This window comes from Desulfuromonadales bacterium, assembly GCA_035620395.1.
GTDB lineage: Bacteria > Desulfobacterota > Desulfuromonadia > Desulfuromonadales > DASPGW01 > DASPGW01.
In genome coordinates, this window is record DASPGW010000122.1 from 1 (window position 1) to 14,927 (window position 14,927).

12 protein-coding genes are annotated in these 14,927 nt (G+C 62.8%); 6 read left to right on the top strand and 6 right to left on the bottom strand.

What is annotated here, in order from left to right:
* From dctP to VD811_06780, 6 genes are all read left to right on the top strand, one after another.
* A partial coding sequence (gene dctP / locus VD811_06755) for a TRAP transporter substrate-binding protein DctP (GenBank protein HXV20671.1) occupies positions 1-750 on the top strand: 750 nt, incomplete at its 5' end.
* Positions 751-835: 85 nt separating this feature from the next.
* Complete coding sequence (locus tag VD811_06760; GenBank protein HXV20672.1) at positions 836-1,330, top strand: TRAP transporter small permease subunit; 495 nt, start codon at positions 836-838, stop codon at positions 1,328-1,330.
* A 32-nt stretch (positions 1,331-1,362) separates the two neighbouring features.
* Positions 1,363-2,700: a TRAP transporter large permease subunit gene (locus tag VD811_06765; protein HXV20673.1), complete on the top strand. Its 1,338-nt coding sequence runs from the start codon at positions 1,363-1,365 to the stop codon at positions 2,698-2,700.
* A 108-nt stretch (positions 2,701-2,808) separates the two neighbouring features.
* Positions 2,809-3,318 (top strand): universal stress protein, encoded by a 510-nt coding sequence (locus VD811_06770; GenBank protein ID HXV20674.1) that lies wholly within the window; start codon positions 2,809-2,811, stop codon positions 3,316-3,318.
* Positions 3,319-3,405: 87 nt separating this feature from the next.
* Complete coding sequence (locus tag VD811_06775) at positions 3,406-4,836, top strand: FAD-linked oxidase C-terminal domain-containing protein (protein ID HXV20675.1); 1,431 nt, start codon at positions 3,406-3,408, stop codon at positions 4,834-4,836.
* Positions 4,823-6,136, top strand: coding sequence for a (Fe-S)-binding protein (locus VD811_06780; protein ID HXV20676.1), 1,314 nt, complete (start codon positions 4,823-4,825; stop codon positions 6,134-6,136). The genes VD811_06775 and VD811_06780 overlap by 14 nt, the downstream gene beginning before the upstream one ends.
* Positions 6,137-6,191: 55 nt before the next feature.
* Here the strand turns inward: VD811_06780 and VD811_06785 are convergent, their stop codons facing one another.
* From VD811_06785 to VD811_06810, 6 genes are all read right to left on the bottom strand, one after another.
* Entirely contained in the window at positions 6,192-9,374 is a 3,183-nt protein-coding gene (locus VD811_06785; GenBank protein HXV20677.1) for a SpoIIE family protein phosphatase, read from the bottom strand.
* Positions 9,371-9,625: a hypothetical protein gene (locus VD811_06790; protein ID HXV20678.1), complete on the bottom strand. Its 255-nt coding sequence runs from the start codon at positions 9,623-9,625 to the stop codon at positions 9,371-9,373. The genes VD811_06785 and VD811_06790 overlap by 4 nt, the downstream gene beginning before the upstream one ends.
* Before the next feature lie 165 nt (positions 9,626-9,790).
* A complete protein-coding gene (locus VD811_06795; protein HXV20679.1) occupies positions 9,791-10,543 on the bottom strand; it encodes a response regulator transcription factor in 753 nt (250 codons plus the stop codon).
* Positions 10,544-10,548: 5 nt separating this feature from the next.
* On the bottom strand, positions 10,549-11,925 hold the full coding sequence (locus VD811_06800; GenBank protein ID HXV20680.1) for a HAMP domain-containing protein: 1,377 nt from the start codon (positions 11,923-11,925) through the stop codon (positions 10,549-10,551).
* A gap of 282 nt (positions 11,926-12,207) precedes the next feature.
* A complete protein-coding gene (locus VD811_06805) occupies positions 12,208-13,224 on the bottom strand; it encodes a hypothetical protein (GenBank protein ID HXV20681.1) in 1,017 nt (338 codons plus the stop codon).
* Between the two features lie 65 nt (positions 13,225-13,289).
* Positions 13,290-14,681, bottom strand: coding sequence for a DegQ family serine endoprotease (locus VD811_06810; GenBank protein ID HXV20682.1), 1,392 nt, complete (start codon positions 14,679-14,681; stop codon positions 13,290-13,292).
* Positions 14,682-14,927: the final 246 nt, after the last annotated feature.

Below are 14,927 nucleotides of genomic sequence, written 5' to 3' on the forward strand. Positions count from 1 at the left end.
GGTCTCGACACCGAGGGGTATAACATCTGGCTCTATGAGCGCGGCGGCCTCGAGCAGATGCAGGAACTGTACGGCAAATTCAACCTGTTCGCTCTCCCGGGCGGCAACGGTGGCCAGGAGATGGGCTTCTTCTCGAATAAGAAGGCGACCAAGATGGCCGATTTCAAGGGAATGCGCCTGCGCACCCCCGGCTGGTACATGGACATCATGAACTCCCTCGGCGCCTCGGTCACCCCCCTGCCCGGCGGCGAGGTCTACCTCGCCCTGGAGCGCGGCGTCATCGATGCCGCCGAGTTCTCCTCCCCCGCCATCAACTACCCGATGGGCTTCGACGAAATCACCAAGTACGTCCTCGAGCCGGGCGTGCATCAGCCCTCGGTACAGTGCGCCTTCTTCATCAACAAGGATGCTTATAACAAGCTGCCGGCCGACCTGAAGTGGATCATCGACATCGCCGCCAAAGAGACTCAGCTCTGGTCCACCGCCTGGCAGGAGCAGTTGAACATCGAGGCGATCAAGCTGTTCAAGAAGAAGGTCGAATTCGTGAAGATGGACGACGAGGCGATGACCGCCTTCGCCAAGCGCACCAAGGAGTACCTGGAGGAAGTCAAGGCCAAGCACCCCGAGGTGAAGAAGACCCTCGACTCCCAGGAGCAGTTCAAGAAGGACTTCGCGGACTGGCGTGAGATCCGCAGCGGCCTGACTCCCTGGCCGATCGACGACTTCATCAAGGGCAAGCGCCTGCAGTAACCGTCTGACCTGGCGGCGGGGGGAGTTTTCCCCCGCCGCTTTTTCCCGGGCAGCGAAAAGCTGTCCGTAAGCTTGCGAGGTCCCCATGCAGCAAATCGCCCGTTCCATCGATGCCCTCAACGAATTCGTGGGGCGTTATTCATCCTATCTGATCCTTCTCCTGATCTCGGTGGTCGGCTACGAGGTCCTGATGCGCTACGCCTTCAATGCGCCGACCATCTTCGCCTTTGAATTGACCGTGTTTCTGTACGGAGCCCACTATTCCCTGTCCCTGGCCTATGCACACAAACACAACACGCACGTGGCCATCGATGTCCTGGAATCGCGCCTGCCGCAGAGGCCGCGCACGATTTTACGCATCTTCAGCTATCTGGTGATCTTCCTTCCGACCCTCGGGATTCTGACCGCCGGCGCGGTCGTCTATGCCCTCGATTCCTTGCAAGCCCGCGAGCTGGCCTCCTCCTCCTGGGCGCCGGCCGTTTATCCCTACAAGATCATCATGGCCATCGGCTTCATCCTCTGGTCCCTGCAGGGGATAGCCCGATTGATCGACGATTTCCGTTCCCTGCGCAGCTCCTGAGCAGTGCCAGACCCTTCCGGAGACAGATTTGTATGACGCCTGAAATCATGACCCTGCTGATGTTCGGCACCCTGATTGTCGCCATTGCCCTGGGGCATCCGCTGGCGATTACCCTCGCGGGGGTGGCGAGCCTTTTCGGCCTGATCGAGAACGGCTTCAACGTGCCGGCTCTGCTCGACCTCTTCGCCAACAACGGCTGGGGGATTTTCCTGAACTACACCCTGGTGGCGGTGCCGCTCTTCATCTTCATGGCCCAGATCCTCGACCGCTCACAGGTTTCCGAGGGGCTGTTCGACGCCATGTATGTCGTCCTCGGCGGCGTGCGCGGCGGCCTGGGTCTCGCGGTCATCCTCGTTTCCACCGTCCTCGCCGCCACCACCGGCATCGTCGGCGCCTCGGTCGTCGCCATGGGGCTGATGGCCGGACCGACCCTCTTGCGCCGCGGCTACGACCGCGGGATGTCCTCCGGGATCATCTGCGCATCGGGGACGCTGGGGATACTCATCCCGCCCTCGATCATGCTGGTCGTCTACGGCGGCCTGACCGGGATGAAGGAAACATCGGTCGGCAATCTCTTTGCCGCCGCCTTCATCCCCGGTCTGCTCCTTTCGGGCCTCTACTGCGTTTATGTGCTGGTGCGCTGCGGGCTCAATCCGAAGCTCGGCCCGCCGATTCCGCTGGAGGAGCGTAATGCCACTGTCGCCCAGAAGGTGGCAATGACGATGAAGAGTTTCGTTCCTCCCTTCGGCCTCATCCTGGTCGTCATGGGGACGATCCTTGCCGGGGTCGCGACCCCCACCGAGGCGGCCGCTCTCGGCTGCGCCGGCGCCCTGGTCCTGGCCGTCGGTTACCGCAAGCTGAGCTGGAGCGTGATCTCCCATGCCTCCGTTGCCACGGCCCGCACCACCGCGATGATCATGGCCCTGTTCATCGGCGGCAAGCTCTTCAGCACCGTCTTCCTCTTCATGGGGGGCGGCGATGTGGTCTCCGATTTCCTTCTCGGCATGGAGAACCGGTACATCGTGCTGGCGATCATGATGGCGGTCGTCTTCATCCTCGGCATGTTCATCGACTGGGCGGCCATTCTGCTGGTGACGGTACCGATCTTCACCCCCATCGCCGCCGATCTGGGCTTCAATCCCCTCGTTTTTGCCATGCTGATGAACATCAACCTGCAGACCTCCTTCCTGACGCCGCCCTTCGGCTATGCCCTCTTCTACTTCAAGGGGGTAGCGCCGCCGGAGTACACGATGGGCGACGTCTACCGGGGAATCATCCCCTTCGTCATCATCCAGCTCATCGGGTTGTTGTGCTGCATCAGCTTCCCGCAGATCATTACCTATCTACCCGGCGTCTTTTTCGGGGGTTGAAAACGGAATAGCCAGTGCCCATCCGTATTTCCGGATGGGCACTGGCGGGTTTCGGCTGGAAACCCGCTGGCAAGTCGATAGAAACCTCCATCACTTCGGAGAATATACATGCTGCCCAAAATAGAGAAAATTCTTTATGCCACCGGCCTTGGAGCGGGTGCCCCATACGTCTTTCGTTACGCCTTGAGCCTGGCGCAGCAATACGGGGCCAAGATCGCTGTGGTCCATGGCATGGAGCCGCTCACCCCCTTTGCCCAGAGCCTGGTGGAACTCCATATCAGCCACGAGCAGTCGGAACAGATCCACCTGGACGCCAAAAAGGCGATGAAAGGGAAGCTCGAGGAACGCCTGGAGCTTCTCTGTCAGAAGGAGTTGTGCAATGATTCCGAGGGACGCAGCCGGGTTTGCGGCATTGTCATCGAGGAAGGGCCGCCCTCCGAGGTGATTCTGCAGCAGGCGGAAAAGCTTGGCGCCGATCTCATCGTCATGGGTTCACACCGGCATACCGTCATCGGCGATGCCATGCTCGGCACGACCACCCACAAGGTTCTGCACAGCTCGCGGATTCCAGTCCTGGTGGTCAGGATTCCCGAGGGGTATCGGGAAGAGGGATTCTAGCGCGCTGATGCGCGCGTCACCTGTCATATGTCATCGGAAAACAGTTTTTCCAGTGACCAGTGACCAAAGACCAATGGCGGGTTTCATATGATTTCCAACACTGCCATCCAGCATCTCATTGAGAAGCTCGGCAAGGAAAACGTCTACCACGAAAAAGAGGACCTCCTCCTCTACGGCTACGACTCCACCCCCGGCGTACATCATCTGCCGGAGGTCGCCGTCTTTCCGACCACGACTGATCAGGTCGTCGCCGCCATCGAAATCGCCCGCCGCGAAGGCCTGCCTATCGTACCGCGCGGCAGCGGCACCGGCCTCTCCGGAGGCAGCGTGCCAATCGAGGGGGGGATGGTTCTTTGCCTGACCCGTATGAACCGTATCCTGGAGATCGACGAGGAGAACCTCACCGCCACGGTCGAGGCCGGCGTCATTACCCTCGATCTGTTCAACGCCGTGGCCGCCAGGGGGCTCTTCTACCCCCCCGATCCCGGCTCGCAGAAGACCTCGACCATCGGCGGCAACGTCGCCGAGAACGCCGGCGGCCTGCGCGGCCTCAAGTACGGGGTGACCCGTGACTACGTCATGGGGTTGACCTGCGTCCTGGCCGACGGCAGCACCATCAAGACCGGCGGCAAGAGCGTCAAGGATGTGGCCGGCTACTCCTATCGCGACCTGCTGGTCGGCTCGGAAGGGACGCTGGGGATCATTACCGAGGTCACCGTCAAGCTGATTCCGCCCCCGCAGGATAAGCGCACCTTCCTCGCCTACTTCAGCGACATCCGCACCGCAGGCGATGCCGTCTCGCGCATCATCGCCGCCAAGATCATCCCGGCGACCCTCGAGATCATGGACAGAAACACCATCAACTGCGTCGAGGACTACGTCAAGATCGGCCTGCCGCGGCAGATGGCGGCTCTGCTGCTGATCGAAGTCGATGGCCACCCCGCCGTGGTCGCCGAGGAAGCCGCCGGGGTGCAGGCGATCCTCAAGGAGGTTGGTGCCGCCGAGGTGCATCTGGCCAAGGACGCCGCCGAGGCCGCCAGCCTCGCCGCCGCCCGCCGCACGGCCCTCTCGGCTCTCGCCCGGGTTTCGCCGACAACGCTCCTCGAAGATGCCACGGTGCCGCGCTCAAAGCTCGCCGAGACCTTCGCCGAGATCGAACGCCTCACCGAAAAGTACCGGCTCAAGGTTGGCACCTTCGGCCACGCCGGCGACGGCAACCTGCATCCCACGGTCCTGTGCGACGAACGCGACCACGATGAGATGCACCGCGCCCATGCCTTCTACAACGAGCTCTACGAGATGGTTCTGTCCATCGGCGGCACCGTCTCGGGCGAGCACGGCATCGGCCTGGCCAAGATCGAGTATCTGCAGCGCCAGATCGGCGAGGGCGGCGTTCAGGTCATGCGGCGCATCAAGCAGGCCTTTGACCCTGAGGGAATCCTCAACCCCGGCAAGATTTTTGCTGCGCCCGAGGCCCCCGGGGTGAACGTGGAGGAAGGATTTCGTGTCTCAAGATAAATCCAGAGAGAATCTGATCGGCAACTTCAAGATCAAGGATGCCCCTGAATACGAGGGAATCCTGCAGTGCATGCGTTGCGGCTTCTGTCTGCCGACCTGCCCGACCTACGCCCTCACCAATCGCGAGCGCTCCAGCCCCCGCGGCCGCGTCGCCCTGGCCCGGGCGGTGGCGGAGCAGAAGCTCGAGTTCAGTGCGGCGGTCAAGGATGAGGCCTTCTTCTGCCTCGACTGCCGGGCCTGCACCACGGCCTGCCCCTCCGGTGTCCATGCCGGTGAGATCATGGAGGTCTGCCGGGCCCAGGCCAACGACTACTACCCGGCCACCGGCATGCAGAAGAGCCTGCGCGAGTTCGTCCTGCAGAAGATGGTTCCGAGCCCGGAACTCCTCGAGACCTCCATGGTGCCGGCGCGCCTCTACCAGAAGCTGGGCATCCAGTGGCTGGTGCGCCACTCCCACGTCCTCAAGCTGGGACCGAAGTGGATGGAGAAGGCCGAGGGAATGATGCCGACGCTCGACAAGCCGCTGCGTTCGCAACTTCCCGAGGTCGTTCCCGCCCGCGGGGAGAGGCGCGGCAAGGTCGGTTTCTTCCTCGGCTGCGTCATGACCCTGATGTACCCCGGGGTTTCGAAGCAGACGGTGCGGGTCCTGTCGCACCAGGGTTTCGAGGTGGTGACGCCGAAGAACCAGAAGTGCTGCGGCGCCCCGCACATGACCGAAGGGGACCGCGACACCGCCCGCAGGCTCGCCGGCGAAAACCTCGACCTCTTCATGGACCTCGGCGTCGACTACATCGTCACCGACTGCGCCGGCTGCGGCTCGGCCCTCAAGGAGTACGAGGAGATCCTCGAGGGGCGTGCCGATCACAGCCGACTGGCCGCCTTCCGCGCCAGGGTGCGGGACATTTCGGAGTTCATTGCCGAGGTCGGCATGCGCACCGAAGGCCTGCAGCCGGTCAACACCTCCGTGACCTACCACGAGCCCTGCCATCTCTGCCACGCCCAGGGGATCAGCGCTCAGCCGCGGCAGATCCTCAAGAGCATCCCCGGCGTCGAGCTGCGGGAGATGACCGAGGCGAGCTGGTGCTGCGGCTCGGCCGCCACCTGGGGTCTCAAGTTCCAGGGAGAGAGCCAGCAGGTCCTCGACCGCAAACTGAACAACGTCGCCGCAACCGGCGCCGATATTCTGGTCAGCGCCAACCCCGGCTGCCAGCTGCAGCTTGCCTGGGGAGTGCGGCAGGCTGGCCTCAGGCAGGAGGTGCTGCACATCATGGAGCTCCTCGGTCGAGCGGTGCCGGACTGAGGCGGACTGTCGGCAGAAAAACGGATCGGCCCGGGGAGATTTCCCGGGCCGTTTTTCATTCCTCCACCCGCATCACCACCAGCGTGACGTCGTCGGTGAAACTTCGCCCGCCGGCAAAAAGCCGGACCTGGTACAACAGCTCCTCGAGCAACCCTGCTGGTGAGAGGTGCCGGAGTTCCTGCACAAGGGAGCAGAGGCGCCCCTCGCCGAAAAACTCTCCCTCTCCGTTCTCGGCCTCGGTAATGCCGTCGGTATAGAGAAGCAGGATGTCGCCGGGATGCAGAAGTACCTGTTTCTCCTCGAAGACGACATTCCTCTTCACCCCCAGGATGAGGCCCTCGGCGTCGATATACTCGCAGCGTCCCGGTCCTGCGCGCAAAATCAGGGGGGGCGGGTGGCCGGCACAGGCGAAGGAAAGCTGGCGCGTGGCGGCGTCGTACCGGAGATAGGCCATGGTAATAAAGAGCTCGGCCCGCCCCAGATCCTCGTAGAGAAACCCATCGATGGCCCGGAGGGCGGCGCCGGCGCCCGGAAGCTGCTGGGCCTGGGAGCGAATGAAGGTGCGGACTTCGGTCATGATGATGGCCGCCCCGACGTTGTGCCCGGAGACGTCGGCGATCACCAGATCGACGGATTGGGTGCCGATGGGCAGGAAATCATAGTAGTCGCCGCCCACCTCCCGCGCCGGCACGCAGATTCCCGCCATGGCCACTCCGGGGATCTCCGGGACCCGGGAGGGCAACAGGCCGAGCTGGATGCCCCGGGCGATCTCCATCTCCCTCTCCCGCTCCCTGGCGGCAATCAGGTGTTCGGTCTGGCGGGCGTTGCGCAGGGCGACGCCGACCTGGCCGGTCAGATTGGCGAACAGATCGACGAACTCTTCGGTGAATATCCCCTTGGCCGACAGGGAAAAGACCGACAGGACTCCCACCGGTTCCCCTTCGATGGTGATGGGAGCGTGCGCGAAGGACTTGATCCCTTCCCGATGGGCGACCTGGGCGGCGAAGGGGATGTCGAGAAAATCGGTGTCGTTGACCACCAGTGCCGAATTGGTGAGAAAGGTCCGGCCGATGGCGGTCTCCATGTCGGGCGCCCGCTCCGAGTCGGAAAGATGCTCGGCACTCATCCCTATCTGGCTGGCGACGACGAAGGTCTGCCTCTCGGGGTCGAGGAGGCGCACGGCACAGAGCTCGAATTTGAACTGCTGCTGCAGCAGCCCCAGGATGTTGTCCAGGATGGTTTGCAGGTCCGCGCCGCTCGCCACCAGACGCGTGGCTTCGTGCAAGACGCCGAGCTGCTCACGCCCCGCCTTCCGACTGATGCTGACCGAGCCGAAGATGTCGAAGACCTCCTCCATCCGGCTCCCCCGGCTCTCCAGGTAGTGGTCGAGGATGATGCGGGCGGGGGCGGTGCCGACCGAGCCGGCCAGGGTCTTTTCGGTGAAGTGGCGCAGATCGGCCAGGTCGAACTCGGAGAGCCGGCCACGCTCGTCGATTTTACGGCTGCTGACATAGTCTGTGATGGCGGCGTGCGCCCTCTTTTCGCCGACGAATTTAGTCATCAGATCGACGAACTCGACGATGGTCGGGGCGCGGCTGATCCTTTCCGCCTGCCCTTTTTCCCTGGGCGGGGCGAAGCCCTCCACGAATCTGTCGGCCTGTTCTTTCTCTTCCGGCTGCGGCTTGGTGTACAGGGAGAAGGCGAGAAAGGCTCCGATGTTGAAGAAGAGGGTCCAGAAGAGGGCGTGCGGAAGCGTCGGCAGTCCTGCCAGGCCGAAGAGGGCCTCAGGCCTGAGCCAGGCCAGCCCGAAGGGCCCATCCTGGAGAAGCGAGGACGGCAGCCACCCCGAGCGGACGAGCGTAGGGAGGATCAGAGTGTAGAACCAGACCCCGAAGCCCAGGAGCATCCCCAAGAGTGCGCCGCGGCGGTTGGCCCGCTTCCAGTACAGCCCTCCCAGCATGGCCGGCGCAAACTGGGTGGCGCCGACCCATGAGATCAAGCCCATGGCGACCAGGGCGTAGCCCTGGCCGATGAGCTTGTAGAACAGGTAGCCGAGAAAGACCACGGCGAGGATGGCCAGGCGCTTGGCCGCCAGCAGAAGACCCGAAATGTCCCGGGCCTGGATGTCGAAGCTCAGGACGACCGGCATGACCAGATGGTTCAGAATGAGAGTGGCCAGCGCCACCGCGGCGACCATGACCATCGCGGTCGAGCCGGAAAAGCCGCCGAGGAAGACCAGCAGGGCGAGCGAGCGCTGATCCGCTTCCAGGGGGAGAAGCAGGGTGAAATATTCCGCCTTGGCGGTATCGCCGCCGTGCAGAAGCAGCCCGCCAAGGGCGATGGGGATGATGAAGAGCTCGATCAGGAACATGTAGAGGGGGAAGCGCCACATGGCGCTTCTGATGTGCTCCTCGTCGGCGTTCTCGACCACCATGATGTGAAACATGTGCGGCAGAAACATGAAGGCCATCATGCTGATCACTCCCAGCGTCAGCCAGGAACTGTAGGGGACCCGGTCGGTGCCGAGCAGCAGGAGGTCGCTGCGTTCGGGAAAGCGGTCCAGGAAACGGCTGCAGATGTCGCCGAAGCCGTCGAAAAGCCCGAAAACGACGAAGAGGCCGACGGCCATCATGGCGACCAGCTTGACCACCGACTCCAGGGCGATGGCGGCCACCAGACCCTCGTGGCGGGCGGAGGGGTCGAGGTGGCGGGCGCCGAAGAGGATGCCGAAGAGGGCGAAGACCATCGCCACGACGAAGGCGGTGTCGAATACGGGGAGAAGCGTCGGCCGCGAGGCGGTGAGCAGTTCGAAGGTGTCGGCCACCCCTTTGAGCTGCAGGGCGATGTAGGGAAGGGTGCAGAAAACGGCGAAGAGGGTGACCAGCGCCCCCAGCGGCAGCGACTTGCCGAAGCGGCTGGCGATGAAGTCGGCGATGCTGACGATGTTCTGTTCCTTGCTGATGCGGACCATTTTGCGCAGCAGATACCACCAGCTGAAGATGATCAGGGTGACGCCCAGGTAGAAGGCGAGAAAATCGATGCCGACGGTGGCGACCCGCCCGACGTTACCATAGAAGGTCCAGGACGTATGAAAGATGCCGAAGGAGAGGGCGTAGATCCAGGCGTTGGAGGTGATGCTGCGGCCCATCTCCCGCCGGCGGTCGGCGTAAACGGCAGTGGCGAAAAGCAGGGCGATATAGAGAAGGGTGCAGAGGGAGAGGGCGCCGGCGGAGATCATGGATGATCCTGCTCCTCGCCCCGGCCGGTGTCGTCCGCGCCTCTGCCTTTAGGGAGGCGGCAGGAAAAACGGTAAATGGCCCAGATGAAAAGGAGCCACCCGAGCAGCAGAAAGATAATCAGCAGCGGAACGCCGAAGATCAGGGTGGTGTGGTTGAAAACCTGCAGCAGTGGATAGTTGAAGAGCACCGCGAAGAAAATCGTGATACAAAGCCAGTTGGTCCAATGCTGATCGGGATGCGGCGTGGCCATGCAAACCTCGGGACAGGCTAGGTTTTCTTTTCCTTTCCGTTAATGCAAAAAGAATAGCGTAAATTTCCGGTTTGGCACCGCGTTGGTGCGTTGCCGGAACGAAAAAAGGGCACCGGAGCCTCCGGTGCCCTTTTTTCGGGGATTCGGGTGGGTAAGCGGTCGACGCTAATCGGTCCGCTGGCTCGCCTTGAAGCGTCTGAGCCAGGCCTGAAACTCCTCCTCTTCGTGCTCCAGTTCGAAGGCGTTGACCAGCCCCCGTCGCAGCGCCAGGGCTACCGCCCGGTTGCGCAGGTTGAAGGCGTCGCCGACCTTCTCGCTGTGGAACTGGTCCTGGTCGACACCCAGCTTGTTGTAAAGTGAGTTGAGACGACTCTGCACCCCGCGGCGGGAGAGGTAGCGGCGCTGGGCGATGAGGTTGTCGGTCAGGCCGAGGGAGATGTCGATCAGCGCCTCGTACTCGATGTCGGAGAGAGCGGTCTGGCTGGCCCGGGTGCGCCCCTGGACCTTGCGCACCTCGGGATCGATCCAGCATTGCTCGTCGAGGAGCACGGTGCGGATGGCGGCATCGATGCGTTCCCTGGGGCTCGATTTGAGGATGTAGCCGTAGACCGTTTCGGCGGGGACGATCCGGGCCAGCGCCCGTACGTACATCTCGTCCTTGTACTGGCTCCAGAAGACGATGCGGGCGCCCGGCTTCTGCTGCCAGAGCGACCGGGCGAATTCGATGCCGTTGAGCTCGGGCATCTGGATGTCGCTCACCACCAGAGGATGGGCATGCTTCAGGGCAATTTCCAGAGCCGCCAGACCGTTCTGTGCCCGTTCGATCTGACAGGGGAGTTCCCAATCGCCAAAGAGGTTTTCAAGAAACTCGAAATCTTTCGGATTGTCCTCGGCAATCAGAATCTTCAGCGTTTCCATGCCGTTTATCCTCTCTGGTGGTTGGTCAGCGGCAGCGCCAGCTCGAAACGGGTTCCGGAAGTGAAACGGGAAGGTCCCCACTCGGCCCTGGCGCCGATTGCCTTGGCCCGTTCGCGAATGTTGTTGAGTCCCCGGCCACCGTAGCCGTCGGCCTTTGCGGCGACGAAACCGATGCCGTTGTCCTCTACCGCCAGAACGAGTTCATTTCCGCGCCGGCTCAGATTCACCTCGTAGCGGGTCGCCCGGGCGTGCTTGATTACATTGTGGACGGCTTCGATGGCAATGCGGTAGAGGGTCAGGAGCGCCAGCCGCGAGAGCCCGTCCGTCACCGCCTCGGGAGAGATGTAGAGATGGTACTGCGGCAGGTTCTCCTTGTCCAGGTGCCGTTCCAGGTGCGACTGCAGGGCCGCCCCGAGGCCGAGGATATCCAGGGTCTGGGGGTGCAGGTTGTCCATGACCTCCCGCAGGTTGGCCATCGTTTTCTGCAGGTCCTCTTCCAGGCGAATGGCCTCCGGCTGGCAAATATCCACTTTTTTCAGCTCCTGAATGCCGCGCAGGACCGTGGCGAGGTCAGCAAGGGTCTGATCGTGGATGTCCATGGCGATCCGGCGCCGTTCTTCTTCGGCTCCCTCGAGGAGTTTCTCGGCACCGACCACGCGGATCAGCTGGTCGGTCATGCGGTTGATGGAGACTGCCAGTTCGTCCAGTTCGTCCCTGACGATTTCCGGCGCCGGCGGTGGGTCGAGATTGCCCCCGGCGATCCGTCCGGCACTGTCGGAGAGGAACTGGATGCGGCGGAGAATGCGCCGGGCGAAGGCCAGGGAAAGGAAGATGCCGAGCAGGATGGCGACGCCCAGAACGATGAGAGAAACGAAGGCGGTTCGGTCGACCAGGGCATCGATATCCTGATTGTGCACGTCGCGCAGCCGCTCTCGCTGCTTCTGGGTCAATTCGGCAAGGGAAACCAACTGCGGCCGCAGCAGCGAGAGGGCGGACAGGTAGCGCTGGGCGTCAAAGCCATACTCGGGGTTAAGTTCCCTGAGCGTCTGCTGGAGCAGAGTCCTGGTGCCGTCCGTGAGGGGCATCAACGCCAGGATTCGCTCCAGGGCCCCTTCAAGGTGGCTGTAGAGTGCCGCCATATCCTCCAGGCTGGCAACGTTCACCGTCCTTTCCTCACGCAGGCGGATGGTCAGGCCGTACATTCGCTGCAAGGCCAGGTCGCTCTCGGCCAGGGCGATGAAGACGGTCCCCAGGATCCGGGCCTCCCGGCGTTTGACAGAGAGGTCCCAGTAGGTGTACTGGAGGAAAACCAGCAGCAGGGTCATGAGCAGCAGGACGGTGGCTGGGGCGAGAATGATCTGATGTTTAAGTGCCAGGCGCATCGTTTGACATTATCATAGAGACTTAATAAATACACTGTGCTAATGCACAGGCAAATTTTCCTTCTTCCGGGTTGCAAAAAAATAAGTTGCAAATACAATAGAACAAGGTTTTTAGCCCGGGTGGCAGCGGGCTTCTTGCCTTCTTCATTCCCCCCTCCGCTTTCCCTGCATTGGGGAACCTCCGAGAGAGCCGCCGCCGGGCTGCCGTATCCCGGCGGCGGCTCTCTTTTTACGCCGAGATTCGGTCGCCCCGGCAGACCGATGCTACCAACCGACTGCAGCCTATCCCCCTTCGCTCCTCGTCGCCTCCCCCCGGAACGCCGCCTCCGCCTCGCTTTTCAACAGCTCCGGCCGATCCTGGTAGCGCGGCGAATGATGAAACACCAGCAGGCGGGCGGCCAGGGCCCGGCGGCCGAGTTCGCCGGCGAGACGGGCTGTGAGATGATTTCGCGTTCGCGCCCGTTCCCCATCGGCGTCAGCGAAGGTCGCCTCGATGGCCAACAGGTGCGAATCGGCGGCCAGGGCGACGATGGCCTCCTGGTTCTCCCTGGTCGGGGCAGCGTCGGTGACGTAGCAGATCTTCATCCCCCGCTCGAGATGGGCGATCTGCGAGGCAACGAGGCCGAGAGGAAGCAGAAGTTCCCCCCCCTGGTGCAGCGGGACCGGAAGCCGCGTTTCCTCCGAAGCCCCCTGCCGCACCAGGTCCTTGAAACGGGTCAGCCAAGGACCCGGACGGTAGCCGAGGCCATCCAGCGCGTCCTTGTGAATGGCGACGTGCAGCGACTCCTCGAGGGCGAAGGCGAGGGAAATGATCCCGCCGTGATCGAGGGGGACGGCCCGAATACGGTAGTAGTCCGTCTCGCGCAGCAGGCCGCCGGTACACTCCCAGGCTGTCTCGGCTTCGCGGATGAAGGCGCTGGCGGCACGGAAGGTTACCTCTCTTCCCGAAGGGTTTCCCCACTCGCGGACGGTGAGCACCAGGGGATAGCCCTCGATGAGATTCCAGGTGTAGCCGGCCAACTGGGCGGCGATTCGCTCGATGATCCCCGGGGGGCCGTAGATGCTCAGGCAGGTATCCTGATAGAGAAAGGTACGCAACAGGGTTCCGAAACCGACCAGATGGTCGATATGGGCATGGGAGATGAAGACGGCGCAGGTCTTGAGGATTTCCCGCGGGGGGAGGGGATGCAGGTCACCGCAATCGAACAGCAGGGACTCGCCGCGATGGGCCAGGCGTACGTAGAGGGCCGGGTCGCCGAATGGCCCATTGACCAACCGGGGGAAGAAGACCGACCTCATTCCTATTTCTTTCCGGCCCCGCCGGCAGCCGGCGGGGCCCTGGATTACAGGTGGCAAGCGGGGAGTTATTTCACCTTGACCGTCGTGTAGAGCAGAGCGTCGCCGCGCTGGATCAGCAGGCGCAGCACCTCGCCCGGTTTGGTCTTTTCCACCTCGGCCCGGAAGGCGGCAGCCGATCTGGTTTCCCGGCCATTGACCTCCAGGATGAGATCACCGGGCTGCAGGTTCGCTGCGGCAGCAGGGCCAGTCGGGTCGACTCCGGTGATGAGGGCGCCCTTGCCGGCCTGCAGGCCGTAACGCTGAGTCACTTCCGGTGTGACGTCGGCCACGTTGAGACCGAGACGGTCACTGGAGTCGCCAGATGTCACCGTCTCCCTTTCGTCTTCCTGGAGCTTGCCGATGGTAGCAGTCAGCTCATGGGTTTTGCCGTTGCGAAAAACGCTCAGCCTGACTTCCTTGCCGGCCGGGGTGGCGGCAACCAGGCGTGGAAGGTCGTTGATGGCATCGACCTCGTGACCGTCGAAGGTGAGAATGATGTCCCCCCGTTTGATGCCGGCCTTTTCGGCGGGGGAGTTCGCGATGACCTCGGCGACGAGCGCTCCCTTTGGTTCCTTGAGCCCAAATGACTCGGCCAGTTCATCCGTCACCAGTTGGACAGAGACGCCAAGCCAGCCTCGGGAGACATGTCCCGTCTCTTTCAGTTGGGTGAGAATGCTTTTGGCGGCATTGATCGGGATGGCAAAGCCGATCCCCTGGCCGCTGGCGACAATGGCCGTGTTGATTCCCACGACCTCACCCGCGGTGTTGAAAAGAGGCCCGCCGGAGTTGCCGGGGTTGATGGAGGCGTCGGTCTGGATGAAGTCGTCGTAGGGGCCGGCCCCGATGACCCTCCCTTTGGCGGAGACGATGCCGACAGTGACCGTTTGCTCCAGGCCGAAGGGGTTGCCGATCGCCATCACCCATTCGCCGACCTTCAGGGTGCCGCTGTCCCCGAGGCGGGCCACCGGCAGTTTGTCGCCGGCCTCGATCTTGAGCAGGGCAAGATCGAGCTTGGGGTCGAGACCTTTGACGGTGGCGGTGAAATTCCGGCCGTCGGAGAGGCGGACCTTGATTTCGTCAGCGCCATTCACCACGTGATCGTTGGTCAGGATGTAGCCGTCGGCGGAGATGACGAAGCCCGATCCGAGGGAACGCTCCTTGCGCGGCGTCTGCGGTTGTCCCTGAAAAAAATGATCGAAAAAGTCGTCGAAAAAGTCCTGCTGGGGGGAGCGCGGCCCAGGCAACACGGGGCGCCGCATGCGGACGGTTTTGGACGTGCTGATGTTGACCACGGCAGGTTTCAAGTCCTTGGCGAGCGCGACGAAGTCCGGTGCCGTGGCGGCAGGAGTCAGTCGGGGAAGCGCGAGAGCCGCAACGGCCAGGAGCAGAAGCGTAGCGAGGATCGGTTGGACGCGCATGGAAACCTCCTTTGACATGGTTTGCGTGGGAATTTAAGCACGCTCCCCGGCGATGTCAATGTGCGGAAGCACAGCGCCAAACCGGATTTTTTACAGTCGGCCGGACATCCGCCAGTTCATGCCGTCGAGAGGTTCAGCGAGCACCCTTCTTGCCTTGCGGAGTCGGACCGGCCAGGGGCAGGCGAACGGTGAAAACGCTCCCTTTGCCGGGTGTTGACTCGATCTCGACCCGCCCTTCGTGCGCTT

Excerpts from the sequence above, each read along its gene's own strand:
- VD811_06760 (HXV20672.1), top strand. The coding sequence starts at position 836 with ATGCAGCAAATCGCCCGTTCCATCGATGCCCTCAACGAATTCGTGGGG.
- VD811_06765 (HXV20673.1), top strand. The coding sequence starts at position 1,363 with ATGACGCCTGAAATCATGACCCTGCTGATGTTCGGCACCCTGATTGTC.
- VD811_06770 (HXV20674.1), top strand. The coding sequence starts at position 2,809 with ATGCTGCCCAAAATAGAGAAAATTCTTTATGCCACCGGCCTTGGAGCG.
- VD811_06775 (HXV20675.1), top strand. The coding sequence starts at position 3,406 with ATGATTTCCAACACTGCCATCCAGCATCTCATTGAGAAGCTCGGCAAG.
- VD811_06785 (HXV20677.1), bottom strand. The coding sequence starts at position 9,374 with ATGATCTCCGCCGGCGCCCTCTCCCTCTGCACCCTTCTCTATATCGCC.
- VD811_06790 (HXV20678.1), bottom strand. The coding sequence starts at position 9,625 with ATGGCCACGCCGCATCCCGATCAGCATTGGACCAACTGGCTTTGTATC.
- VD811_06795 (HXV20679.1), bottom strand. The coding sequence starts at position 10,543 with ATGGAAACGCTGAAGATTCTGATTGCCGAGGACAATCCGAAAGATTTC.
- VD811_06800 (HXV20680.1), bottom strand. The coding sequence starts at position 11,925 with ATGCGCCTGGCACTTAAACATCAGATCATTCTCGCCCCAGCCACCGTC.
- VD811_06805 (HXV20681.1), bottom strand. The coding sequence starts at position 13,224 with ATGAGGTCGGTCTTCTTCCCCCGGTTGGTCAATGGGCCATTCGGCGAC.
- VD811_06810 (HXV20682.1), bottom strand. The coding sequence starts at position 14,681 with ATGCGCGTCCAACCGATCCTCGCTACGCTTCTGCTCCTGGCCGTTGCG.